The organism is Streptomyces atroolivaceus, assembly GCF_000717025.1.
Taxonomy (GTDB): Bacteria; Actinomycetota; Actinomycetes; order Streptomycetales; family Streptomycetaceae; genus Streptomyces; species Streptomyces atroolivaceus.
Genome location: NZ_JNXG01000001.1, coordinates 270,963 through 294,018, shown reverse-complemented (window position 1 = coordinate 294,018; position 23,056 = coordinate 270,963). Strand labels below are relative to the sequence as shown.

The following is a 23,056-nucleotide window of genomic DNA, read 5'->3' as shown; positions in this document are numbered from 1 at the left end:
GGCCGGCTCAGCCTCGGACGACGGTGACCGGGCAGGAGGCGTGCTGGGCGACGTGGAGGCTGACCGAGCCGAGCAGCGTCGCCTTGAAGCCGCTGTAGCCACGGGCGCCGACGACCAGCAGGTTCGCACCCTTGGAGCGTTCCACCAGGGACTGGGCGGGATTGCCGATCACGACGATCTTCTCGACCGCCGCCGCCCCCTCGGCACCGAGTGCCTCCTCCAGCGCCTCGTTGAGAGCCACGGTCGCCACCGCCTGCGGGTCGAAGTCCTCCGGCGGGCCCGGCATCATGGACGCCCAGCTGGTCGCGGGGTACTCCCAGCTGTTGACCGCCTCGACGGCGTCGCCGGTCAGCTCGGCCTGGCGTACGGCCCAGCGCAGCGCCTTGATCGACGCGTCCGATCCGTCGACGCCCACGACGATCCTGCCCATGTCTGCCTCCCGTGTGTCCGAACATCTACGGCATACAGGTGCCAACTGTAGTCAAGCGGGGCATCGGGGGCCTGGTGGCCCCCGATGCCGGTTCAGCCGACCCGCAGGTCCGCGAGCTGCTGTGCGAACGGGACGACCGCGTCCTCCCCGTCGTCGAGCGTGAGGTTCCGGGAGGCGCCGGACACGGTCCGCCCCGTGACCGCGGAGGCGAGCTCGCCTCCCGCGCGCCGGATCCGGGCGGGCAGTCCCTCCGTGTACTCGTCTCCGTGCGAGCCCCAGTCCTCCGACGCCGCGTAGACGGAGGTCGGCAGGACGACGGCCCGCAGGTAGGCGAAGAGCGGGCGCAGCGCGTGCTCCAGGACCAGCGAGTGCCGAGGGGTCCCGCCCGTCGCCGCGATGACGACGGGCTTGCCGGTCAGCGCGGTGTTGTCGACCAGGTCGAAGAACGACTTGAACAGCCCGCTGTACGAGGCGGTGAAGACGGGCGTCACGGCGATCAGCCCGTCCGCCCCGGTCACCGCGTCGAGCGCCTTCTTCAGGCCGGCCGGCGGGAAGCCGGTGACCAGGTGGTTGGCGATGTCGACGGCCAGATCGCGCAGCTCGACGACCTGGACCTCGACACGACGGTCCTGCCCGTCCGCCAGCTGCTCACGGGCGGCCTCGGCGAGCCGGTCCGCCAGCAGCCGGGTGGACGAGGGGCTGCTGAGTCCGGCCGCGACGGCGACGATCTTCAGGGGGGCGGTGGCGGTCACGGTGCTCAGAGCTCCTTCGGGTCCGCGGTGGCGGCGGCGCGGGCGGCGGCGACCGCGGGGTGGACGGGGGCGTCCGGCACTCCGGCCGGGCGCAGGCGGGCGAACTCCTTGCGCAGTACGGGCACGACCTCCTCGCCCAGGATGTCGAGCTGCTCCAGGACCGTCTTCAGCGGCAGCCCCGCGTGGTCCATGAGGAACAGCTGGCGCTGGTAGTCACCGACGTCCTCACGGAAGGACAGGGTCCGCTCGATGACCTCCTGCGGGGAGCCGACGGTCAGCGGGGTCTGCTGGGTGAAGTCCTCCAGGGAGGGGCCGTGGCCGTAGACCGGAGCGTTGTCGAAGTACGGGCGGAACTCCCTCACCGCGTCCTGCGAGTTCTTCCGCATGAACACCTGGCCGCCGAGGCCCACGATGGCCTGCTCGGCGGTGCCGTGCCCGTAGTGGGCGTAGCGCTTGCGGTAGAGGGCGACCATCTTCCTGGTGTGCTCCATGGGCCAGAAGATGTTGTTGTGGAAGAACCCGTCGCCGTAGAACGCGGCCTGCTCGGCGATCTCCGGGGAGCGGATCGAGCCGTGCCACACGAACGGCGGGACGCCGTCCAGCGGGCGCGGGGTCGCGGTGAAGGACTGCAGCGGGGTGCGGAACTTCCCCTCCCAGTCGACGACGTCCTCGCGCCACAGCTTGTGCAGCAGCGCGTAGTTCTCGATCGCGAGCGGGATGCCCTGACGGATGTCCTTGCCGAACCACGGGTAGACCGGCCCGGTGTTGCCACGGCCCATCATCAGGTCGACGCGGCCGTCGGCCAGGTGCTGGAGCGTGGCGTAGTCCTCGGCGATCTTCACCGGGTCGTTGGTGGTGATCAGCGTGGTGGAGGTGGAGAGGATCAGCTTCTCGGTGCGGGCGGCGATGTAGCCGAGCGTGGTCGTCGGCGAGGACGGGACGAACGGCGGGTTGTGGTGCTCACCGGTCGCGAAGACGTCCAGGCCCACTTCCTCGGCCTTGAGCGCGATCGCGAGGGTCGCCTTGATCCGCTCGTTCTCGCTCGGTGTCGTACCGGTCGTGGGGTCGGTGGTGACATCCCCGACGGTGAAGATCCCGAACTGCATGGCGCCCGCCTCCAGAAGTGTTGAGCGAGTTGGTTGAACGTTGAACTATGTGGACACACCCTACAACGGTGCGGCCCGTTTCTCTATTCCGCCCTCTCCCGAGGGCCCGTACGCCGGGTCTGCGTACCCCTGGACGGGGCGCGCGAGGGGGCCCGCCGGGCGGGGAGTGACCGATGAGCGAGAGCGAACGCTGGAAGGAGCGCGGCGTCCTGCTGCGCGTCTTCGTCCACGTCTACGCGACGCACCTCTTCGCCGGCTTCGTGATGCTGCTGTTCTACGTGGGTGGCCACGCCGGCCGGTAGCGGACGCGCGTCCGCCGGGAGCCCGTGTGTGCACGGCCCGGGCGCCGGTGGGGCGCGGGACCCGGGTCCGGTCGACCGGTGGGCGCTACACTCGCGCCATGACCTCCGTACCGTGCCGGAACTGGTGGCGCTCCTCCTAGGAGCGGCCACCTTCCTTCTGCGCGGAACCAGGGCCGTTCGACATCGGACGGCCCTTCCTGCTGCCCCGGCGCCCTTTTCGGCGGGCCGTCCTCCACGCGTACACCACCAGCGAGGAGAGCCCCGTGACCCTGACCACCGACGACCCGCCCGTCAGCCCCGCCGTGCGCCGCAGCGCCGAACTGGAGCAGCAGCTCTCCCTGGACCCGGGCCGTTTCCGTGTCCTCACCGGGGACAGACCCACCGGTGCCCTGCACCTCGGGCACTACTTCGGCACCCTCCACAACCGTGTCCGCCTCCAGGATCTCGGTGTGGAGGTCTTCGTGCTCGTCGCGGACTACCAGGTCCTCACCGACCGGGACGTCGCCGAGCGGCTCACCGAGCACGTGGAGGGCCTCCTCCTGGACTACCTCGCCATCGGGATCGACCCCGCCCGTACGACGGTCTTCAACCACAGCGCGGTGCCCGCCCTCAACCAGCTGTTGCTGCCGTTCCTGTCCCTCGTCTCCGTCGCGGAGCTCGGCCGCAACCCCACCGTGAAGGACGAGATCGCGCACTCCAGGCAGTCCGCCGTCAGCGGCCTCATGTACACCTACCCGGTGCACCAGGCCGCCGACATCCTCTTCTGCAAGGGGAACGTCGTCCCCGTCGGCCAGGACCAGCTGCCGCACCTGGAGGTCACGCGCACCGTCGCCCGACGCTTCAACGAGCGGTACGCAGAGGTGTTCCCCGAACCCGACGCGCTGCTCTCCGCCGCGCCCCTGCTGCTCGGCACGGACGCCACCAAGATGAGCAAGAGCCGCAACAACTCGATCGCTCTGGGTGCCGGCGCCGACGAGACCGCCCGGCTGATCAAGGGCGCCACCACCGACGCCGACCGGCACATCACCTACGACCCGGCCCGGCGGCCGGGGGTGTCGAGCCTGGTGCTGCTGGCCGCGCTCTGCCTCGGCCGCGACCCGCACGAAGTCGCCGCGGAGATCGGGAACAGCGGTGCGGCCGGTCTCAAGCGGACCGTGACGGAGGCCGTCAACACACGCATGGCCCCGATCCGCGCCCGGCGCGCGGAGTACGCCCAGGACATGGGGTACGTGCGCGAGGTGCTGCGGACCGGGAACGAGCGCGCGAACGCCGTGGCCGAGGCGACCCTGCGGGAGGTGCGGGAGGCGATGGGGATGTTCCTCTGACCCCTCCGCGACGGCGCCCGGCCGCCCGGCCCCGGCCGGGCGGCCGGGCGTGGCTCAGGGGCGGGACAGCGAGCGCTGCCTGCGCAGCAGCTCGGCCAGGCCGCGCCGGGTGGCGGCGATCACCACCCGGTCCTCCCGCCGCAGCACATAGCCCGGGTGCAGGTCCCAGACCAGGCCGGAGGGCCGGTCGGGGCTCCCCGGGCCCGTGGGGTCGAGGGGGTCGTACGGCGGCACGGCGGCCAGGTCCGGGAGGCGGTCGGCCGGCGGCGTGGCGTCCAGGGCCAGGACCCGCCAGGCGCCCGCCCGGAACGCCTGGTCGACGGTCCTGCCCTCCAGCTGGGGGTGTCCCGCCACCTCCAGGGCGGCGAACAGCATCACCTTGCGCTCCACCGGGACCGCGCCCAGGATCTGCCGGCCCATCATGGCGACCGCGAAGGACGGCGCGGCCAGATGGGACACGGAACGGGAGCGGGTCAGGGCTCCCGGATGCGCCGTGCGCAGGGTGCGGTAGACGGCGGTGGCGAACTCGTCGTCGTACAGGCGCAGCGCCACCCGCAGGTCCGGCTTCACCGAGCGGGCGTACAGCGCGGCTTCGAGGTTCGTCGTGTCGACGCTGGTCAGGGCGAGCAGCGCGCGGGCGCGGCGTATCTTGGCCGCCTCCAGGACGCCCTCCTGCGTCACGTCGCCCAGGACCGTCGGGACGTGCAGGCTGCGGGCCAGCGGGATGCCGCGCGCCTCCGGGTCCTCCTCGACGACCACCACGGGGATGTCCAGCTCGCGGAGCCGCACCAGGACCCTCGTGCCGATCTTGCCGAGGCCGAGCAGGACCACGTGGCCGGACAGGCCGCGCGGGGGGCGGCGCAGCGAGGAGGCGGTGCGCAGGGAGCCGAACGCCTCCAGGACGGCGGCGACCAGCAGGGGCAGCAGCAGGAGCCCGGCCATGCCGGAGAGCAGCTGGATGACCTGGCGGGACGCCGAGTCGGTGCCCTCGACCGCCGGATCACCCATCGCCAGCAGGTCGAGCAGGGTCAGATACGTGGCGTGCAGCGGGCTCTCGCCCGTGGTGACCACCGAGGCGACGGCCAGGGCGACGACGGCCGTCGCGACCCCCAGCGCCGACCAGCGCAGCCGCCGGGAGAAGAGCTGGCCCAGGGGGGCGCCCCTGCCTCCCATGCGGGTGGGCGCCCGGTCGGGCCCCGCCTGGCTGATGGCTTCCAGGACGACCGTGCCCCGGCCGGTGGCGGCGTTCACCGTCGCCAGGTCGGGCAGGAGCTGGGGGCCCTCCGCGCCACTGCTGTCGGAGCCCTCGGTACCGGCCGGGTCCTGGCTGGTGGAGGAGAGCAGGGCCAGGGTGCACAGTCCGGGGTCGGCGAGTTCACCCGGCCGGGGCGGGGTGCGTTCGACCGCGCGCAGGAGCAGGCCCTCGGCCTGGATCACCTTGCTGCTGCCGGTCACGGCGGTGGCCGCCAGGGCCGGGGCGGCGGTGTCGGCGTCGGACAGGACGGTGGTGGAGGCGTCCAGCAGGGCCGGGTCGAGACCGGGCATCGAGACGGCCGCCGCCTGGTCGAGCAGCGTCTCCAGGTGCTGGCCGAGCTTGCGGTTGTAGAGCCGGATGACGAGGCGCAGACGCGGATTGAGCCGGCGGGCGGTCAGGGCGGCGCGGATGTTGAGCTCGTCGTCGTCGTAGACGAGCGCGAGCGCGGCGGCCCGGTCGACGCCCGCCTCCTCCAGCACGTCGTCGGTGGGCTCGTGGGCCTCCAGGATGCGGACGGCCTCGACCCCGGCGTTCGTGTCGCCGTCACCGCCCCCGCCCGTCCCGTTGCGGCTCATCGCCGCGGACATGCGTCCGAACAGGGCCACCGCACGGGCCCGTTGGGTCAGCGGCAGCTCCGGCCTGCCGGCCTCGCGGCCCGGCGGGACCAGGAGCGTGACCCGCTCCCCGTACACGTAGCGCAGCTCCACGGCGAGCCTGCGGGCGAGGGTGTCGTCGCCGCAGACCACCATGTGGCCGTTGACCGGGCGGTGTTGGGGCTGATGAGGAAGTGATGACACGGAACCCAGCATGCCTTGATCCCTCCGGTTCAGTCGGGCGTGTCGGTGATCATCGCGTGACGGGGCCGTGTGTCCGCGGCCGGCGGGCGGGGGCCCGCGGCCCGCTCGATGGCCGCCTCGACCGCGGCGATCCGGTCCGCGAGCAGCCCCAGCGCCCCCACCGCGCGGGAGGCGGGGTCGCCGTCCGGTCCGCCGAGGGCCTGCGCGCGTACGTAGGCGGAGTTGATCGCCGCCCGGCGCTCCGCCTGGGCAGGGGTGAGCGTGCCCCGCAGGGAGGCCAGCTTCAGCAGGTTCGACTCGGCGCCCGTGGTCAGGGTCTGGGCCTCACCCGCGTAGTGGTCGTCGATGACCGCGGAGAGCTCGGCGTCGTTCATGACGGGCACGATCCTTTCCGCGATCTTGTTCATGTCCCGGTACGAGCCCTGCAGACGGAACGGCGGTTCGGTGCGTGTCGAGTCCGTCCGTGCGGCCGACGCGATGTACGCCGCGTTCACCGCCAGGACGGTGTCCCGGGCGGTGAGCAGGTGGCGCAGGACGGAGACGATCCGGTCCAGTTCGGCGGGCGCGCAGGGGTGTTCCAGGCGGTCGGCGTGCGCCGCGGGCCCGGAACCGGAGGCCATGCGCACGAGCAGGTCGAGATCGCTCCGCGAGCGGGCGGCGAGCGGGGCGAGCACCGGGTTCGCGGTCAGGGCGTTCTCGACGAAGCTGAGCGCGAAGACCTCGTCCCGCCCGCTCAGGACCTCACCGAGATTCCAGACGTCGGCCCGGTTGGCGAGCATGTCCGGAATCCGGAACCGGGCGCCGGACTCGGTGTACGGGTTGCCCGCCATCACCACGGCGAACCGCTTCCCCCGCAGGTCGTAGGTGCGCGGCTGCCCGTCGTGCACACCCTCGACCCGGCGGGTGGCGTCGCAGAGCGGGATGAACTTCTGGAGCAGCTCGGGGGAGGTGTGCTGGATGTCGTCCAGGTGGAGGAGGGTGTTGCTGCCCGCCGCCAGCGCGAAGTTGATCTTCTCGATCTCCTGGCGGGCGGTCGCCCCGGGGGCCATGGCCGGGTCGAGCGTCGTCACCTCGCGGCCCAGATTCGGGCCGCTGACCTTGACCATGACCATCCCGAGCCGCTCCGCGACGTACTCCACGAGCGTCGTCTTGCCGTAGCCCGGCGGTGACACGAGCAGCAGCAGGCCCTGCGAGTCGGTGCGGCGGTCCCCGTCGGCGGTACCGAGCTGTTTGGCCAGGCTGTCGCCGATGAGCGGCAGGTAGACCTCGTCCAGCAGCCGGTTGCGCACGAAGGCCGGCATGGCGCGCGGCCTGTGGTCGTCCAGCCGCAGCCGGGAGCGCTCGGCCGCGACCAGGGTGTTGCGCAGCCGCTGGTACGCCCGGAAGCCCGGCACGGTGCGGGCCCGGAACCCGGCCGTACGGTGCAGCAGTTCGTCCAGCCGGACCGTCAACCGCCCCCGCACCACGCGCGGATGATCGCCCAGGAGCCCCTCCACCGTCCCGGTGAGCGGCGCGTCGCAGTCGTACCGCTCCAGTTCCGGGCACAGCTCCACGGCCACCGCCTCCGCGAGGTCCCCGTCGTCCGCGTCCGAGCCGGTCCCGGCGGAGTAGGACCTGAGCCACCCCTCCACCAGCCGGCGCCGGGCCGGGAGGTCACCGGAGAGGGCGGACAGATCCTCGTCGTACGCCGAAGTGCCCACGGCCCGCCGGAACTTGTCCAGGAAGGTGCGGGCCGCGGCACTCGTGACGAAACCGCCGGGACCGCCGGCGAGCTCCTCGAAGAGATACTCGGCGGCGGTGTCCTGCGACCCCATCACCGCCGCCCACTCCTCCTGGAGCGCCGATATGGCGGGAGCGAGGCCGAAGGTGTCGCGGGCGCGTGCCAGTGAGCGGGCCTGACGCGCCCAGGACGTACGCAGGGCCTCGTCGGCGTCGTGCGCCCAGAAGAGCTGCGCCGCCGCGCGCACCGAGGACGGGAAGCGCAGCAGGCCCGCCCCGGCGCGCAGCCGCAGCAGGACGGTCAGGATGGCGAGCGCGTCCTCGTCGTGGACGCCCCGCTGATGGCCCTCGTCGTACGCCGCCGCCGCCGCGTCCCGTACGAGTGCGGGGAGGTCCGTGCCTGCCAGGGCCTCGGCTCCGTGCTCGTCGAGGAGCCTGGCCGCCAGGTGCTCCGCACGGTAGACGTCCGGCGACTCCGAGGGCAGCAACTGGTTCCAGTACGCGCGGTTCGCCGCGAACTCCGGGTCGGTGACCGGCGCGCGGTAGTCCGTGCCGGTGAGCGCGAAGGCGACCCCGGCCCCCGACGGGACCAGGGCCAGGTCGAAGGGCCGCCGGCTCACCGCGAACCGGTGCCGGCCCAGCCGGATCACCGAGCCGCCGTCCGCGTACAGCTCGCCCCGGTCGCGCAGGGCGCGTCCCGCCTCCTGCCGGGCGGCCTTCAGCCGGCCGTCCAGCTCCTCGGCGCGCACCGGGTCGCCGAGCGCCCGCAGCTCCTCGGCGGTGCGACGGACCTTGGCCACCATGGGGTCGGAGGAGAAGTACGTGTGGACGGCGTCCTGGTCCTCCAGCCCGGCCACCCGCCGGGACACCGTCTCCAGGACCCGGGCCGCGGACTCGGCGAGCCGCTCCGCGCGCCGGGCAGCGGCGTCCTGAAGCGTCTGCTTCCGGCCCGAGAACGCCTCGTACACCTCCGTGCGCCGCTCGGCGATCCTGAGGAGGAAGTCGTCGGACTCCGCGAAGCGGGACTCCAGGTTCTCCATCTGGAGCAGCACCCGGGCCAGCTGTTCGTCACAGGAGCCGGGGGAGTCCGCCGAGGCGAGCGCCCCCGTGACGGTCTGCCCGAGCAGGGCGAACTCGGCGGCGAACTCGGCCTGCCCCTCCCGGGACACCAGCTCCCTGCGCCGGGCGTCGAGGGTCGCGCGGGCGCGGTTGGCGCCGCCCAGGACCTCGGCGATCCGCTCGAGGACGGACGTACGGACGGTGGCGTCGCCCATGTCCAGCCCGGCGACGACGTCCGTGACCGTCCCGAGGCCCTCCGTGATCTCCGTGAGCCGGTCCCCCGCCGAAGAGGCGTCGGCGACGCTGTCCAGGCCTTCGGCGTCCGCGGTGATCCGCGCGAGGTCCTCGTGGTAGCCGGCGAAGGCGTCCTCGCGCGCGAGGAAGGCGACCGCCCGCCGGGCCGCCGACTCCAGGTCCCGTCCCGCCTCCTCGCGGAGTGCGGCGATGCGCTCCGTGTCGGCGTACCGCATGTCGGCGAGGGTCGCCAGGTGCCCGTGGGCGCGCCGCAGTCCGGTGAGGCCGGCGACCCAGGCGGCGGCCGAGCGCGGAGCCTCGCCCCGGATGCGGCGGACCAGGGCGGTGAGTCCGGTGACCGCCTCGTCGAGGGCCTCGGTGGCCTGCCCGGTCAGCTCCTGCACCGTCTCGAACTCGGCCAGGACCTGACGGGCGGTGGACCGCAGCTCCTCCAGCGGCTCGGCGAGCGCGCCCAGCGCGGGGTCGGTGAGCCAGTGGTAGCGGTCGCCCGCCCGGCCGCAGTCGGCGACGAGCCGGCTGTACACGGCGGCGGTCGGCGTCATGTCCCGCACACCGTGGGCCAGGGCCAGGCAGTCGGAGATCCCGCGCACCAGGTCGGCGTTCCCGGTCCGGGCGAGCGGGCCCGTACCGACGGAGCGGGAGGCGGCGTAGGTGTCGGAGACGAAGGGGGTCTGCCAGCGCTGCAGCGGGTGGATCCGCCCCGGTCCTTCCGTGCCGTCCTTCAGCAGGACCAGGGTGCCGTCGTCGAGGAGGGCGTGGCCGCGCCCGGGCAGGGGAGTGGCGACCTCCTGGCGGATGACGTTGTAGGGGAGGAGCAGCGTGCGGCTCCCGTCGCGGGACCGGAAGACGTACAGCACGTCCTCGCCGTTGGGCGAGGGGACGGCGCCCTCGAAGACGGGATCGCCGAGCTCCTCGGCGGTGTCGAAGGTCTTGGTGGCCCCGGTGGTGAGGTGGTAACCGCCGGGGAAGATGATCCCCTGGTCCTCGGGGAGCCGCCGGCAGGACGGGCCGATGGCGTCGAGACGCCGCACGGTGGACAGCAGCGTGTTGAAGACGAGGTGGCGCCAGGCCTTCTCCTTGTACGGGCGTACGCGCAGCAGGATCAGCGGGCCGGCCTGGGCGTACTCGACGGCGGCGTCCGCCAGGGACTGCAGCGGCTCGTCGACGGGCTCCTCGTGGATCCCGTCCGGAGCATCGGTGTCGTCGGTGGTCCTGACGGTGAGGGTGCCGCCCAGCGTGTCGATGAAGACCGTGTCCAGGACGGCGATGTGCGGATGCCGGCCGGGCACGTGGGCGTCCCGTCCCGCGGGGGTCCACCGGAAGTCGTGCGAGGGCGGGAAGACGTGGTCGCGGTCGCCAAGGGCGTCCAGGAAGGCACCGGGCGCGCCGTCGGGGCCCAGCTCCCAGCGCAGGACGCGGATGTCCTCGGCGGTCTCGCCGGTGCGGAACACGGCGAGCAGCCGGCCGTTGACGCGCCGCAGCCGGAGCAGCCGGGCGCCGCGGTAGTAACGGTGCAGGGCGGCGAACTCCCGCACGAAGGCCTCGTCGGCCAGCAGGCCCGCGCCCGTCTCCTCCAGGCCGGCTTCGCGCAGGACGAGCACGTCCGCCACGCCGGTGTCCTCGCGCGCACCCGGACCGCGCTCGAAGCCGAACAGGAGGCGCCCGCCGACGGCGACGAGATCGCGGGCCACCGAGGGGTGTTCCGTGCGCACCTGCTCGGTGGCGAGCAGCCGGAGCCCGGTGGAGCCGAACTCCTCGGTCCTCCTCGCGTTGAGGGCCTCGGCCCGCCGGACCAGCTCGTCGGCCTGGTCCCGGAGCCGGCGGCGGAGCACCTCGTAGGCGTCGGCATCGGCTTCGGTGAGGGTGACGTCGCGGTCCATGCGTGAGGCTCCCTACGAGATGACGTTCGACGGACCGGGCCGCCCGAAGGCCATCGGCGGCCCTTTCTCATGGCGGCGGCCCCTTTCACGGGGCGGCCTCCTTTTCATGGCGGCGGTGTTTTTCTTGGCGGCGGCCTCTTCGCAGGGCCGGCCCCCGGCAGGGATGCCCGCCCGCCGCCCGCCGCCGGCCGCCGGCCGCCCGCAGCCCGCCTCCCGCCGGCCACCGCCGGGCCGGCCCGGGCAGGCGGCGCCCGAGGGGCGCCCGAGCGGCGGACTACCGCCCGGCGCCCCCGCCCTCCGCCCGGCGCCCCCGCCCTCCGCTCAGGGGCCGAGGCGTCCCCGGCCCACGGACGGAGGCCGGCCCTATCCGACGGGCGTCCCGTTCAGCGAGGACGCCTCCGGGGGCTGCCCGTTCACCGGGGCCGCTCCCGTCAACGACGACACGGTCATCCCGGCCAGCCCCAGCTCCTCCGCCGCGGCGAGCAGCTGCTTCACCTGCCCCGAGGCCGCCCCCGGCGAGCGCATCAGCTGCATCAGCAGGGCCGACACCGTCAGGTTCTGCACATCCCCCGTGGACACGGACCCCAGCACCCGGGTCAGGTCGTCCGTGAACGACCCCCGCCCGTCGAGCCACGGGCCGGCCAGCGCCTGCGCCGTCTTCGAGTTCTCCACGAACCCGTCCACACTCCGTCCCAGGGAGATCGAGGACACCAGCCGGTCGAAGAAGACGGAGTCACCCCCGACGATGTCGATGTCCGCGTTCTCCAGCCCCGTCGCCAGCACCGTCGCCTGCGCCTCGGCGACCTGCCGCTGGACGTCGAACTCCGCGAGCCTGATCTCCTTCTCCGCGTCCAGCCGCAGCCGGTACTCCTCGTGCCCGCGCGACGCCTCGTCGAGTGCCGCCATCGCCGCGGCCTTCTGGGTGAGCCCCTCCGCCTCGGCCTTCAGCCTCTCGCCGATCACCGCCGCGTCCGCGGACGCCTGTGCCTGCGTCCCTTCCGCGACCGCCAGGGCCTTGAGGCGCGCCCCCTCCGCCTCGGCCCTGAGCCGGGCCTCCGTGGCCTGGGCCTCCGCGAGACCGGCCTTCTCCGTGACCTGGGCCTCCGCTTCGCGGACCTGGACGTCCGCGAGCCCCGCCGCCGCGGTCTCCGCCTGGACGCCTTCGGCGAGCCGCAGCTTCGCCCGTGCGTCGAGGTCGGCGCTCTTCAGCCGGGCGTCCGCGAGCGTCAGCTGCTCGGCGGCCAGGTGCACCGCCGCCGCCTCCGCGGCCTCCGCCGCCTTGATGTCCTTGACCAGCTTCTCCTGCGCCTCCGCCTCCGCCGCGATGATCACGGACCTGCGGGTGCGCTCCGACTCCTCGACCGCCCGCAGGGTCAGGATCGACTCCTCCTGCTCGGCGACCGTGCGGTCCACCGCGATCCGCTCCCGGATCACGTCCGCGACCTCACGGCGCTCGGCCTCGACCTCCTTCGTCGCGGCGATCCGGTTCAGCTCCGTCTCGCGCTCGCGCCCGATGACCTCCAGCAGCCGGTCCTTCTCGATGCGCTCGTTCTCCACCGCGATGACCCGCTCGCGGTTCTTCTGGGCGACGGCCACCTCGCGTGCCTGGTTCTCCCGCTGGATGCCGAGCTGCTCCTCGGTGCGGATGAACGCGCTCTGCGAACCGAGCCGCTCCTCCTCCTGCACCCGGGCGGTCGCCGACTCCTCCCGGGCCCGCAGCGTCTCCACCTCGCGGCGCTGCTTGATCTCCGCCTCGGCCTGCCTGCGCTCCAGCTCCAGGATCGTCTCGCGGGCGTCGACGTCCTGGCGGGTGATCTCCTTCTGCTCGGTGCGCTGGAACTCGTTGGTCCGTACGTGCTCGATGGCCGTCAGTTCGGTGATCTTCCGGATTCCCTGCGCGTCCAGGATGTTGGCGCCGTCGAGCTGCGCCATCGGCGTCTGCTCGAGGAAGTCGATCGCGGCGTCGTCGAGGTGATAGCCGTTCAGGTCGGTCCCGATGACCCGGATGATGCGGTCCCGGAACTCCTCCCGCTTCGTGTACAGGTCGACGAAGTCCAGCTGCTTGCCGACGGTCTTGAGCGCCTCGGAGAACTTCGCGGCGAAGAACTCCTGGATGGCGGCCTTGTCGCTCGCCCGCTCCGTCCCGATGGCCTGCGCGACCTTGATGACGTCCTCGACGGTCTTGTTGACCCGGACGAAGAACGTGATGTGGATGTCGGCGCGGATGTTGTCCTGGCAGATCAGGCCCTCACGCCCGGTGCGGCGGATCTCGATGGTCTTCACCGAGATGTCCATGGTCTCGGCCTTGTGCAGCACCGGAAGGACCACCGCACCGGTGAAGGTGACATCGACCTTCTTGGTCTTGGAGATGATCAGCGCCTTCCCCTGCTCGACCTTGCGGAAGAGCCGGGTGATGACGAACAGCAGAGCGACGGCGATGAGCAGGACGACGGCGATGAGCAGGCCGACGCCCAGGGAGATGGCATCCATGTCAGTCCTTGGCAGCTGGTGAGACGTACGAAGACGAAGGGGCGCCCCGCAGGAGGGCACGCGGAACCACGGGCCGGGGCCCGGAGGACGGGGAGGCGGTCAGCAGGCCTTGCGCGGCAGCGGGCGCGGGGCGAGCGCAGCGTCGTACGGCGAGACCCAGAAGAACTCGCCGTGTGCGTCGTACGCGTAGAGGAGTCCCGTGCTGCCCGAGGTGAACGTGTCCCCCGGCGCTGAGGGCCGCAGCGGCTGCCGTACCTGCACGATCGCGGTCGAACCGTCGGCTGCGGCGACCTCGGCCTGTCCGAAGTCGGCGGTGACGCATCCCGTGCGGATCGTGCAGACCTGCCCCACGAAGTCCAGCCGTGACGGGGGAGGTTCCGCGGGGAAGAACCGTCGGACGCGGCGTACGAGCATGCGGACCACCCCCCAGGCGATCAGTAGCGCACTCGCCAGTACGGCGAGGTGGAAGACGGCCCGCAGGGTGCCGGTGGCTCCGCTGCGGAGCACCAGGACCGAACCGGTCAGGCCGGCGAACCAGGCGATGCCGACGAACAGCGACACCGACACCGAGACGGGCACCCCGCCGAATCCGACCGCTTCGGTGTCGAGGTCGGAGTCGAAGGAGTCGGGCCCGGCGGCTCCGGCCAGCACCAGGAGCCAGAAGCAGACGACGACCACGAGGGCGGCGCCGAGGACGACGGCCGGGAAGGCGAGTGCCGCGGAAAGGAATTCGGTCATCCGGTCCTGCCCTCCGTCCCACCTGCCGCCGTACGGTCGCGGAGGCCGGGAGACGGGTGGGCGGGGGCGCCGGCACCGCGACACCGCGAACGGTCCCGCAGCAGCCGGTTCCTTCCCCCGTGATCCCCCGTGTACCCCCGTACTTCCCCCGTGTGTTGCTGAACGGATCGTGCCATCCGGGCCCGTCCGGGCGCATTGCCGGAATCCGGCAGGCTTCGTGGTCCCCGCCTGCCGGGCACCGGCACCCGCTCCCGCGCGTTGGGGAGGAGACAGTGCTGTTGACGTACGGAGGAGTTGCGCGGTGGCGGAGCCCGAGATCCCCGAGAGATTCCTGGAGGGCTACGCCCGCATCCTGTCCGAGGTGGCGGAGACCGGCCGCAGGCTCACCCGGGACGAGCTGGAGACGCGGCGCGCGCTCGGCCGTGAGGCCGCGGAGGCCGGACACCAGCTGCGGGCCCTGGTGCGGCGCCATCTCTCGGAGACCCGCGCCGCCTGGCCGCACACCGGGGCGGGCACGTCCTCCGCCGACGCCGTGCTGGGCGCCGTGGAACAGGCGGTCGACGCCTTCGGGGAGGGCTTCGAGCGGGCGCAGCGCCTGACCGTGCGGCGTGAGGAAGCGGCCCGGCGGGAGTTCATCGACGACCTGCTGTACGGACGCAGCGACCTGGGCAGGCTCGCGGAGCGGGCCACCCGGTTCGGGCTGCGGCTCTCACGCGCCCACGCCGTCGCTGTGGCGGCGGGCCCCGAGGCGTACGCCGAGTCCGACGCCGTGCCCCGCAGTGTGGAGTCGGCGATGCTCGCCCGCTTCAGCGGCCGGAAGATCCTGCTCACGACGAAGGACGGGCGCCTCGTCTGCATAGCCCCCGGCAGCCAGCCGGACGTCCTGCGGTACTTCGCCAAGCAGGCCCACGCGGCGACGGACGGTCACCAGGTCGCGGTCGGCCGCCCGCACCGGGGCCCCGGAGGAGTGGTCCACTCGTACGACGAGGCGCTGGAAGCGCTCGATCTGGCGCGGCGGATAGGGCTCGACGAACCGGTGCTGTACGCCGCCGACCTGCTGGTCTACCCGGTGCTGACCAGGGACCGGCAGGCGATGGCCGATCTGGTGCGCAGCGAGCTCGGCCCGCTCAAGGAGGCGCGGGGCGGCGCGGAGCCGCTGCTCAGGACGCTCTCGGTGTACTTCGACGCCGGCTGCGTCGCCGCCGAGACGGCCCGCCGGCTGTCGCTGAGCGTGCGCGCGCTGACGTACCGGCTGGAGCGGATACACCAGCTCACCGGGTCGGACCCGTCCGACCCGATGCACCGCTACACCCTGCAGACGGCCGTGATCGGTGCCCGGCTGCTGGACTGGCCGGCGACGGAGCTCTGACCGCACGCTGCGGGCTCCACCGCCCGGCGGCCCTCGGAGGCGGTCGGCCCTGCCGGTCCGGGCCGTACGCCTCCGCCGGCCGGTGTTCTACAGGTCGAACTCGTGCGGCGGCAGATCGAGCGCGAAGCACGCCTCACGGACGACGGCCTGCTCCGACTTGTCGAAGTCGCCGTCCGCTCCGCCGATCACGATGCCGATCTGGATGACGGCACGCGCTTCGGCGGGCTTCTTGCCCGCCTTGGCGATCTCCTGGAGCACGCTGACCTTGCCGAAGGCGAAGTCCGCGGTCAGCTTGTCCACGTAGGCGTTGAAGCGGCGCTGGAGGTCGTCCGCGGGGAAGTTCTGCAGCACGTCGTTGGTGGCGATCAGCGAGGCGACCCGCTGCCGCTCGGACGGGTCGATGGAACCGTCCGCCGCGGAGACCAGAGCGCACATGGCCATGCTCGCGTCCCGGAACGCCCCGCTCCTCAGATCGTTCTTCTTCGCCTCCAGCTGCGTCTGCATCGTCGACGCGGATTCCTTGATCCGATCCCAAAGGGCCATGACGTCTCCATACGTTGCGTGCCTGTGGTGCGGGAACCAGTCGAACTCTACAGCGGTGTAGAAGTAACGTGGGCGGTCCTCCCCGGCACGGCGCCCGGCCGGGCGTCGCGCGGGCACTCAGTAGGATGCGGCGGATGAACAGGCCCACAGGTACGGATGACGGCGGCACCCAGGACGGCCCACGGCTGCCCCGGCGCGGCCAGGGACAGCTGGAGTCCCAGGTCCTGACCGTGCTGCGCTCGGCGGGCGGTCCGGCGACGGCCGGCTGGGTGCAGGAGCACCTCGACGGCGGCCTCGCCTACACCACGGTCATCACGATCCTCTCCCGCCTCTACGCGAAGAAGGCCGTGACCCGAACCCGCCAGGGCCGTTCCTACGTCTGGACCCCTGCCTCCGACGAGGCGGGTCTCGCCGCCCTGCGGATGCGCCGCGTGCTGGACGGCGAACGGGACAGGGAGGCCGTCCTGGCCCGGTTCGTCTCCGCGCTGTCCCCGGGTGACGAGGCCAGGCTCCGCGAGCTGCTGTCCCGTGCCGACGACGGCGCCGACGACCGCGACGGGTCCGACGGCTCCGCCGCTCCGGAAGGCTGAGAGCCACCACGATGGGCGTATTCGTCTACCTGCCACTCGTCCTGCCGCTGACCGCGCTGCCCATGGCGCGCCTCGCCGAACAGCATCTGCATCCCAGGAGCGCCACCCGCCTGCTGGCCCTCGTGGGTTCGACGCTGGCCCTGTGCAGCACGCTCTGCCTCGCCCTGCTCATGGTGGTGGGCACGGCCCAGCTCCCCGGCAATCCGCTGCCCGACGGCTGGTCCGACCCCGAGGTGCGCGCCGCGGTGCCGTACGAGGAGAAGGCCGGCCTGATCGCGATCGGCGTCCTGGGAGCGGTGGTGGTGGCCTGCGGCAGCACCCTGCTGCGACACACCCGGACCCGGATCCGCGCCGCCCGCGCCCTGCCGCCGCACACCGGGTCCGGCGCCGCGGGGGACCTCGCGGTGATCCCGTCCCCCGATGCGTACGCGTACGCCCTGCCGGGCGGCCGGGGGCGCGACGGGAGGGTCGTCGTCTCCACCGCGATGATGGAATGCCTGGACGTCCACGAACGCCGCGCGCTCGTCGCCCATGAACGCGCGCACCTGACCGGCCGCCACCACCGCCATCTGCTGGTGACGCAACTGGCCGCGCGCGCCAACCCGTTCCTGCTGCCCCTGCGTACGGCCGTGGCCTACAGCACCGAGCGCTGGGCGGACGAGGAAGCGGCGTACGCGGTCGGCAGCCGCCGGGCCGTCGCCACGGCGGTGGGCAGGGCGGCCCTGTTCTCGCACCGGCCGCCGGGGCCCGTCGTGCTCCCCGCCTTCGCGGCGGCGGGCCCCGTGCCCCGTCGGGTGGCGGCGCTCCTCGACCCCGAACCCCCGGCCGGGCTCTGGCCCCCGGCCTCGGCGCATCTGGTCCTGGCGGCGGTGACCGCGACGGTGGGGACGGCGGCCTCGGCGCTCTCGTCGCTCAACGCGACGGTGACGCTCGTCGGCATCCTCCACGCGGCCACCCCGCTCTGACCTGCCGGCGGCCCCGTCAGTCGGAGTCGCGCCCGGCGTGCTCCGGCGTGAGGTCGTCGTGCGACGGCATCGGCCGGTCGTCCACCGGAGCGGGCTTCTTCCGCCTGCCGGCCAGCGCCGCCTGGAGCTTCGAGGCCACCGGCTCCGTCCACCGGGCGGTGAGCGGTCCGACGATCACCAGGATCAGCACGTACGCGGTGGCGATCGGCCCGATCCGCGGTTCCGTCGCCACGGCCAGACCGGCGATGACGATCGAGAACTCGCCGCGCGCGACCAGCGTGCCGCCGGCGCGCCAGCGGCCGCGCGGACCGATTCCGGCCCGCCGGGACGCGTACCAGCCGGTGCCGATCTTCGTGAAGACCGTGACGATCGCCAGCAGCGCCGCCGGAAGCAGCACGGGAGGGATCTCCGCCGGATCGGTGGACAGTCCGAAGAACACGAAGAACACGGCGGCGAACAGGTCGCGCAGCGGCGTCAGCAGCTTGCGCGCGCCTTCGGCGACCTCCCCGGAGAGGGCGATACCCACCAGGAACGCGCCGACGGCGGCGGAGACCTGCAGCTGCTGGGCCACCCCCGCCACCAGGACGGTGAGCCCGAGGACGACGAGCAGCAGCATCTCCGGGTTGTCGGAGGACACCGCGCGGCTGATGAGCCGGCCGTGGCGCAGTGCCAGGTACAGCACGAAGCCGACGGTGCCGAGAGCGATCAGCAGCGCCATGCTGCCGCCCGCCAGACCCACACCGGCCAGCATGGCGGTGAGCAGCGGCAGGTAGACGGCCATGGCGAGGTCCTCGATGACGAGGACACCGAGGATGACGGGGGTCTCGCGGTTACCGAGCCGCCCCATGTCGGTCATCACCTTGGCGATCACGCCCGACGACGAGATCCAGGTGACTCCGGCCAGGGCTACGGCCCCCACCGGCCCCCACCCGAGCATCAGTCCGGCCGCCGCGCCGGGCGTCGCGTTGAGCACGAAGTCGACGGCTCCGGACGGGTACTGCGTCTTGAGGCTGGTGACGAGCTCCGAGGCGCTGTACTCCAGCCCGAGCAGGAGCAGGAGCAGGATGACGCCGATCTCCGCCCCGATGGCGGTGAACTCCTCGCTGGCGCCGAGCGGGAGCAGGCCGCCGTCACCGAAGGCGAGCCCGGCCAGCAGGTACAGCGGGATGGGCGAGAGGCCTATCCGTCCGGCGAACCTTCCGATGATGCCGAGCCCCAGAATGACGGCGCCCAGCTCCACCAGCAGTGCGGTCGTGTCGTGCATGGTCAGCCCTCCGCGATGATCTCGGAGAGCGTGTCGACGCCCTCACGCGTTCCTACAGCGACGATCGTGTCCCCGATGGCCAGCCGGAAGTCGGGGCCCGGCGACGGATGCGCGCTGTGCGTGCGCAGCACCGCCACGATCGAGGCCCCCGTCCGCGTCCGCGCCCGGGTGTCCCCGAGGAGCCGGCCGCCGTACGGAGAACGGGTCCCCAGCGGGATGTGCTCGGTGACCAGATCGATCCCGTCGGTGCGCACGGCGTCGATCGGCGCGGCGTCGATGAGGTGAGCGAGTGCGGTGGCCTCGGTGGTGGTCAGAGGCACGGACAGGACGCATGAATCCGGGTCGTCCTTCTCGTAGAACCCCAGGAAACGCCGTCCGTCGTGATGTACGACGACGGAGACGTGCTGCCCCGACTCGGTGGTGTAGTCGTACTGGACACCGACTCCCGGCAGCGATGTGCGGTGGGTTCCCATGGCTTCCTCCGGAAGGGCGCGCGGCGGCAGGGCGAAGCTTTTGATCAGCTCTTTATTCGCCCATTACCTTATCCGGACACGGAAACCACCCGAGCGGGGCGCTTCCGGCTCTCCACGGAGGGGAACGGCGCGGTGCGGAATGCCGGACCGCCGGTCCGGGGCCGGCCGCCGCCGGTGCGCGAAGCCGCCGCTCCCCGGGTTACCGGGCGAACCGGGCGCAGACGGTCTTGCCGGCTCCCGGGCCGGGTGTGACGGTCAGGGCCTGGCTGAGACGGCGGACCATGTGCCATCCGAAACCACCGGTGGCGCCGTCCAGATCGGGGGTGCGCCCGCGCGGGGGCGCCGGGCTGGGGTCGCTGACCGCGGCGGTCACCGTGCCGGGCCCGGCGGAGAGCCGGAGGGTGAACCGGCCGCCGCCGTGGCGCAGCGCGTTGGTGGCGAGTTCGGAGACCACGAGCACGAGAGTGTCGGCCAGGGCGGGGTCCGGGGCCGGCGAGAGGCGGCCGGTGAAGGTACGGGCCGCTCTGCGGGCCCAGTGGATGCTGTCCGTGCTGTCACCCCGGACCACGGTCCGTGCGAAGGGCGTCGAGGTGTCGGGGATCGTCGTCTCGTTCATGCGCCTACCCCACCTGTGATCGGTTGTTCCGCTCTTCCGTAGACAGACCGCATGCCCGCTACGACGGCCTTTACTACCTCGGCGTATGTATCGGTGGAGATTTCGCCCGGCAGGGACGACAGAAGTGTGACTCCCCGCCCCACAGAAAATCTGTCGCGACGAGAGTAGACATCCGGTTGCTGTCGGGCTAGTGTCTTCCTCGTAGCCAAGAGATCGAGAGACCGGCAGGGACGAACTGCCGGGTAGCGGTACACGTAGTACGCAGGACGGTGCGGCGGTGGAGTTCCGAAGCCATGGAAATCGCGGACGGCGACGGGACTGACGGCCGGGCCGGGTGGCCCGCAGTGATCAGGGGCCGCCAACGCAGCACACGGCAAGTTGATCAAGAGGGAAGAACGGAGGAGTCGAACACCATCAGGATCGCCCGGGCGGCCTCGTTCGAGCCCGGGTACCGCAGGACATCGACAGGCAGGTGGTCTCCGGTCACGCATTCGCGATCCCCGCACCCCCGACCCGGTATCGGGCAGCCGTGCGGATACAGAAGGCCCGCTTCACACCGAAGCCGGCAGATGGTGTAGCAGTTTCCTTCGGGGCCTTGGTGCCGTACGGCACCAAGGCCCCTCCAGTGCGTTCCGAGTGAGGTTAAATGCCCGCAGATGCTTCCTACCGTCGTCTGGACGACGACGACTTCCCCGCCTACACCATGGGCAGGGCCGCCGAGATGCTCGGCGCCACTCCGGCCTTCCTGCGCGCCCTGGGCGAGGAGCGCCTGATCACGCCGCTGCGTTCGGACGGCGGGCATCGCCGGTACTCCCGCTATCAGCTGAAGATCGCCGCCCGGGCCCGCGAACTCGTCGATCAGGGCATGGCTGTCGGCGCCGCCTGCCGCATCGTGATCCTCGAGGACCAGCTGGAAGAGGCCCGGCGCATCAACGAGGAACTGCGCGACTCGCCGTCCGGGCCACGTTCCAGGGCGGACGCCTGAGCGGTGCGTGACGTGCCTCCGGTGCCGTGCCTCCGGTGCCGTGCCCGCCCTGTCGGCGCGGCGTGATATCCATCCCGGCATGGCTGAGTTCAAGGACTTCAACTTCAAGCTGGCGGTCATCGAGGCCCTCATGTACGGGGACGGGACGCTGACGCCCGCGTTCAGCATCGATGAGCGCTTCCGTGCCCGAGGAGTCGGCGACCTGCACTCCCATGTGTACGAGAACGGCTGGGAGCACACCGTGCTGGACGAGGCCCGCGCGTTCTTCGAAGCGCTGGAGATCAGCGACGAGCTGCTGGCGACCGTGGACGAACTGGTCTTCGACGGCGGGAACCAGGTCTTCCACGAGTGCTCCCCCGTCTGGGACGGGGAGGACGACCTCTTCGACGTGCGGTCGCTGGACGATCTGCCGCTGCTGCCGAACCTCAAGAGGGTCCTGGGAGCCGACGACATGGTCGCCGTGCCCGGCAAGGAGGAGGTCTTCGCGGCCCGCGGTATCGAGGTGGTCCGCTGACGGGTGCCTCGGGCACGGGGCCTTCGGGGCGGCCTCGCTGCGGCGGGTGTCCCAGCCGTCCGGGCGGAGTGGGCCCGCACCGGTGTGCCCGGCCGGTGGACGGCCACCGGCCGGGCACGTGAGGACGTCCGGTCAGTCCTTGATCTCGATCTTCTCGCCGTCGGCCGCGGGGGAAGGCACCGCCGGTGCGGTGGCGCCCGAGGTGCCGCCCGTCCTGCCCTGCAGGTTCCGGAGCAGCGCGCCCAGGTCGACGCCCGTGGTCGAATTGAGGAGCTCCAGGCCCTGGGCCACGTTGTCGGTCACCGTGCGGGACAGCTGGCTCGCGCCGTCCGTCGAGATGACCGTCAGCTTGTCGATGGCACTCAGCGGCTCGGACGCCTTGGCGACGACCTGGGGGAGCACCTCGACCAGCATCTGGAGGACGGCCGCGTCGCCGTACCGCGCGAAGGCGTCGGCCTTCTTCTGCATGGCCTCGGCCTCGGCGGCGCCCTTCGCGGCGATGGCGGCGGCCTCGGACTCGCCCTCGATGCGTACGGCGTCGGCGAGGGCCGAGCGGTGGAGCTTCTCGCCCTGACCGGTCAGACGGGAGCGCTCCGCGTCGGCCTCGGCCTCCTTGACCTGGGCGATGCGCCGGGCCTCGGCCTCCTGCTCCGCCCGGTAGCGGGCGGCGTCCGCGGGCTTGCGGACCTTCGTGTCCAGCTCGCGGTCGGTCAGGGCGGCCTGGCGCTGGGCCACCTTCTCCTGCTCGGCGAGGACCTCCTGCTGCCGGGCCGCCTCCGCGAGGGGGCCGGCGGCGTTGGCCTTGGCCGCGGCGGCTTCGGTCTCGGCCTTGATCTCGGCCTGCTTGAGGTAGAACGTCCGCTCGGCGATGGCGATCTCCTCGGCCGCCTTCAGCCGGGCCTGTTCCGAGGCGCGCCGGGCGATGGCCTCGGCGATGTCGGCCTCCTGCTTGGCCCGGGCGGCCTCGGGACGGCCGAGGTCCTCGAGGTAGGAGCCCTCGGTGGTGATGTCCTGGATCTGGAAGGCGTCCAGGATGAGGCCCTGGCCGGAGAGGCTGGCTTCGGCCTCCTCGGCGACCTGGCCGGCGAACGCGGCCCGGTCGCGGATGATGTCCTCGACGGACATACGGCCGACGATGGCGCGGAGGGCTCCGGAGAGCACTTCCTGGGTGAAGCCGACGATGCCGTTCTGCTGCTGGAGGAAGCGCTGGGCCGCGGCGCGGATCGCGTCCTCGCTGCCGCCGACCTTGACGATCGCGACGCCTTCGAGGTTGGACTTCACACCGCGCAGGGTGACGGCTCCGCGCACCGCGACGGGGATGTGCCGGCTGGAGAGGTCCAGGGTGAACTTCTGCTGGACGAACGGCACCACGAAGACGCCACCGCCGACGACGACCTTCTGGCCGCTGTTGTCGATGCTGGTGCGGCCGGTGACGGGATCGGTGGACTTCTTGCCGCGGCGGCCGGTGATGATGAAGGCCTGGCTGGGGCCCGCGACCTTGTACCGGGTGATCACGGCGAGGGCGAGGAGTACGACGAGTACGACGATTCCGACGATGGCGATCACTACTGGACTCATGAACGGTTCCCCCCTGCCCTCCCGACGGGACGGCAGTGTGTTCGGCTGTAC

The 23,056-nt window shown here is 72.4% G+C and carries 19 protein-coding genes; 7 read left to right on the top strand and 12 right to left on the bottom strand.

Features of this window, described 5'->3' with window-relative positions:
* Nucleotides 1-7: 7 nt before the first annotated feature.
* From OO67_RS01300 to OO67_RS01290, 3 genes are all read right to left on the bottom strand, one after another.
* Nucleotides 8-430, bottom strand: a complete 423-nt coding sequence (locus tag OO67_RS01300; RefSeq protein WP_033296683.1) for a universal stress protein — start codon at nucleotides 428-430, stop codon at nucleotides 8-10.
* A 92-nt stretch (nucleotides 431-522) separates the two neighbouring features.
* On the bottom strand, nucleotides 523-1,182 hold the full coding sequence (locus OO67_RS01295) for an FMN reductase (protein WP_033296682.1): 660 nt from the start codon (nucleotides 1,180-1,182) through the stop codon (nucleotides 523-525).
* A gap of 5 nt (nucleotides 1,183-1,187) precedes the next feature.
* Nucleotides 1,188-2,288 carry an LLM class flavin-dependent oxidoreductase gene (locus OO67_RS01290; protein ID WP_033296681.1) on the bottom strand — a complete coding sequence of 367 codons (1,101 nt, stop codon included), beginning with the start codon at nucleotides 2,286-2,288 and terminating at the stop codon, nucleotides 1,188-1,190.
* A 173-nt stretch (nucleotides 2,289-2,461) separates the two neighbouring features.
* Between OO67_RS01290 and OO67_RS39490 the strand changes: the two genes are divergently transcribed.
* The gene (locus tag OO67_RS39490; RefSeq protein ID WP_244299995.1) at nucleotides 2,462-2,590 is read left to right on the top strand and encodes a DUF6126 family protein; all 129 of its coding nucleotides are present in this window, start codon (nucleotides 2,462-2,464) and stop codon (nucleotides 2,588-2,590) included.
* Nucleotides 2,591-2,853: 263 nt separating this feature from the next.
* Nucleotides 2,854-3,915 carry a tryptophan--tRNA ligase gene (gene trpS, locus OO67_RS01285; RefSeq protein WP_033296680.1) on the top strand — a complete coding sequence of 354 codons (1,062 nt, stop codon included), beginning with the start codon at nucleotides 2,854-2,856 and terminating at the stop codon, nucleotides 3,913-3,915.
* A 54-nt stretch (nucleotides 3,916-3,969) separates the two neighbouring features.
* On the opposite strand, the gene OO67_RS01280 is transcribed toward trpS, so the two are convergent.
* From OO67_RS01280 to OO67_RS01265, 4 genes are all read right to left on the bottom strand, one after another.
* A complete protein-coding gene (locus OO67_RS01280; RefSeq protein ID WP_033296679.1) occupies nucleotides 3,970-5,979 on the bottom strand; it encodes an NAD-binding protein in 2,010 nt (669 codons plus the stop codon).
* Between the two features lie 17 nt (nucleotides 5,980-5,996).
* Entirely contained in the window at nucleotides 5,997-10,880 is a 4,884-nt protein-coding gene (locus OO67_RS01275; RefSeq protein WP_033296678.1) for a DNA repair ATPase, read from the bottom strand.
* 363 nt (nucleotides 10,881-11,243) lie between these two features.
* Nucleotides 11,244-13,370 carry a flotillin family protein gene (locus OO67_RS01270; RefSeq protein ID WP_033296677.1) on the bottom strand — a complete coding sequence of 709 codons (2,127 nt, stop codon included), beginning with the start codon at nucleotides 13,368-13,370 and terminating at the stop codon, nucleotides 11,244-11,246.
* 99 nt (nucleotides 13,371-13,469) lie between these two features.
* Nucleotides 13,470-14,108: a hypothetical protein gene (locus tag OO67_RS01265; RefSeq protein WP_033296676.1), complete on the bottom strand. Its 639-nt coding sequence runs from the start codon at nucleotides 14,106-14,108 to the stop codon at nucleotides 13,470-13,472.
* A gap of 301 nt (nucleotides 14,109-14,409) precedes the next feature.
* Between OO67_RS01265 and OO67_RS01260 the strand changes: the two genes are divergently transcribed.
* On the top strand, nucleotides 14,410-15,477 hold the full coding sequence (locus OO67_RS01260) for a PucR family transcriptional regulator (RefSeq protein WP_033296675.1): 1,068 nt from the start codon (nucleotides 14,410-14,412) through the stop codon (nucleotides 15,475-15,477).
* Between the two features lie 87 nt (nucleotides 15,478-15,564).
* Here OO67_RS01260 and OO67_RS01255 read toward each other — a convergent pair whose 3' ends face one another.
* Nucleotides 15,565-16,020: a tellurite resistance TerB family protein gene (locus tag OO67_RS01255; protein WP_033296674.1), complete on the bottom strand. Its 456-nt coding sequence runs from the start codon at nucleotides 16,018-16,020 to the stop codon at nucleotides 15,565-15,567.
* A gap of 134 nt (nucleotides 16,021-16,154) precedes the next feature.
* Here OO67_RS01255 and OO67_RS01250 point away from each other — a divergent pair, with 134 nt between their 5' ends.
* On the top strand, nucleotides 16,155-16,610 hold the full coding sequence (locus OO67_RS01250) for a BlaI/MecI/CopY family transcriptional regulator (protein WP_033296673.1): 456 nt from the start codon (nucleotides 16,155-16,157) through the stop codon (nucleotides 16,608-16,610).
* A gap of 11 nt (nucleotides 16,611-16,621) precedes the next feature.
* Nucleotides 16,622-17,575: a M56 family metallopeptidase gene (locus OO67_RS01245; protein ID WP_033296672.1), complete on the top strand. Its 954-nt coding sequence runs from the start codon at nucleotides 16,622-16,624 to the stop codon at nucleotides 17,573-17,575.
* A 16-nt stretch (nucleotides 17,576-17,591) separates the two neighbouring features.
* Here the strand turns inward: OO67_RS01245 and OO67_RS01240 are convergent, their stop codons facing one another.
* The 3 genes from OO67_RS01240 to OO67_RS01230 form a co-directional block, all read right to left on the bottom strand.
* Nucleotides 17,592-18,839: a cation:proton antiporter gene (locus OO67_RS01240; protein WP_033296671.1), complete on the bottom strand. Its 1,248-nt coding sequence runs from the start codon at nucleotides 18,837-18,839 to the stop codon at nucleotides 17,592-17,594.
* A 2-nt stretch (nucleotides 18,840-18,841) separates the two neighbouring features.
* Complete coding sequence (locus OO67_RS01235) at nucleotides 18,842-19,312, bottom strand: cation:proton antiporter regulatory subunit (RefSeq protein WP_033296670.1); 471 nt, start codon at nucleotides 19,310-19,312, stop codon at nucleotides 18,842-18,844.
* 199 nt (nucleotides 19,313-19,511) lie between these two features.
* Entirely contained in the window at nucleotides 19,512-19,928 is a 417-nt protein-coding gene (locus tag OO67_RS01230; protein WP_033296669.1) for an ATP-binding protein, read from the bottom strand.
* A 646-nt stretch (nucleotides 19,929-20,574) separates the two neighbouring features.
* Between OO67_RS01230 and OO67_RS01225 the strand changes: the two genes are divergently transcribed.
* On the top strand, nucleotides 20,575-20,913 hold the full coding sequence (locus tag OO67_RS01225) for a MerR family transcriptional regulator (protein WP_033296668.1): 339 nt from the start codon (nucleotides 20,575-20,577) through the stop codon (nucleotides 20,911-20,913).
* 79 nt (nucleotides 20,914-20,992) lie between these two features.
* Nucleotides 20,993-21,427 carry a DUF6892 domain-containing protein gene (locus OO67_RS01220; protein ID WP_033296667.1) on the top strand — a complete coding sequence of 145 codons (435 nt, stop codon included), beginning with the start codon at nucleotides 20,993-20,995 and terminating at the stop codon, nucleotides 21,425-21,427.
* Between the two features lie 132 nt (nucleotides 21,428-21,559).
* Here the strand turns inward: OO67_RS01220 and OO67_RS01215 are convergent, their stop codons facing one another.
* Nucleotides 21,560-23,005 (bottom strand): flotillin family protein, encoded by a 1,446-nt coding sequence (locus OO67_RS01215; RefSeq protein WP_033296666.1) that lies wholly within the window; start codon nucleotides 23,003-23,005, stop codon nucleotides 21,560-21,562.
* Between the last annotated feature and the right edge of the window lie 51 nt (nucleotides 23,006-23,056).

What these genes read in the sequence shown, in the direction of transcription:
- OO67_RS01240 (WP_033296671.1), bottom strand. Translation starts at nt 18,839, where the DNA reads ATGCACGACACGACCGCACTGCTGGTGGAGCTGGGCGCCGTCATTCTG.
- OO67_RS01255 (WP_033296674.1), bottom strand. Translation starts at nt 16,020, where the DNA reads ATGGCCCTTTGGGATCGGATCAAGGAATCCGCGTCGACGATGCAGACG.
- OO67_RS01225 (WP_033296668.1), top strand. Translation starts at nt 20,575, where the DNA reads ATGCCCGCAGATGCTTCCTACCGTCGTCTGGACGACGACGACTTCCCC.
- OO67_RS01215 (WP_033296666.1), bottom strand. Translation starts at nt 23,005, where the DNA reads ATGAGTCCAGTAGTGATCGCCATCGTCGGAATCGTCGTACTCGTCGTA.
- OO67_RS01290 (WP_033296681.1), bottom strand. Translation starts at nt 2,288, where the DNA reads ATGCAGTTCGGGATCTTCACCGTCGGGGATGTCACCACCGACCCCACG.
- OO67_RS01250 (WP_033296673.1), top strand. Translation starts at nt 16,155, where the DNA reads ATGAACAGGCCCACAGGTACGGATGACGGCGGCACCCAGGACGGCCCA.
- OO67_RS01280 (WP_033296679.1), bottom strand. Translation starts at nt 5,979, where the DNA reads ATGCTGGGTTCCGTGTCATCACTTCCTCATCAGCCCCAACACCGCCCG.
- OO67_RS01235 (WP_033296670.1), bottom strand. Translation starts at nt 19,312, where the DNA reads ATGGGAACCCACCGCACATCGCTGCCGGGAGTCGGTGTCCAGTACGAC.
- OO67_RS01275 (WP_033296678.1), bottom strand. Translation starts at nt 10,880, where the DNA reads ATGGACCGCGACGTCACCCTCACCGAAGCCGATGCCGACGCCTACGAG.
- OO67_RS01300 (WP_033296683.1), bottom strand. Translation starts at nt 430, where the DNA reads ATGGGCAGGATCGTCGTGGGCGTCGACGGATCGGACGCGTCGATCAAG.
- OO67_RS01245 (WP_033296672.1), top strand. Translation starts at nt 16,622, where the DNA reads ATGGGCGTATTCGTCTACCTGCCACTCGTCCTGCCGCTGACCGCGCTG.
- OO67_RS01230 (WP_033296669.1), bottom strand. Translation starts at nt 19,928, where the DNA reads ATGAACGAGACGACGATCCCCGACACCTCGACGCCCTTCGCACGGACC.
- OO67_RS39490 (WP_244299995.1), top strand. Translation starts at nt 2,462, where the DNA reads ATGAGCGAGAGCGAACGCTGGAAGGAGCGCGGCGTCCTGCTGCGCGTC.
- OO67_RS01265 (WP_033296676.1), bottom strand. Translation starts at nt 14,108, where the DNA reads ATGACCGAATTCCTTTCCGCGGCACTCGCCTTCCCGGCCGTCGTCCTC.
- OO67_RS01220 (WP_033296667.1), top strand. Translation starts at nt 20,993, where the DNA reads ATGGCTGAGTTCAAGGACTTCAACTTCAAGCTGGCGGTCATCGAGGCC.
- OO67_RS01270 (WP_033296677.1), bottom strand. Translation starts at nt 13,370, where the DNA reads ATGGATGCCATCTCCCTGGGCGTCGGCCTGCTCATCGCCGTCGTCCTG.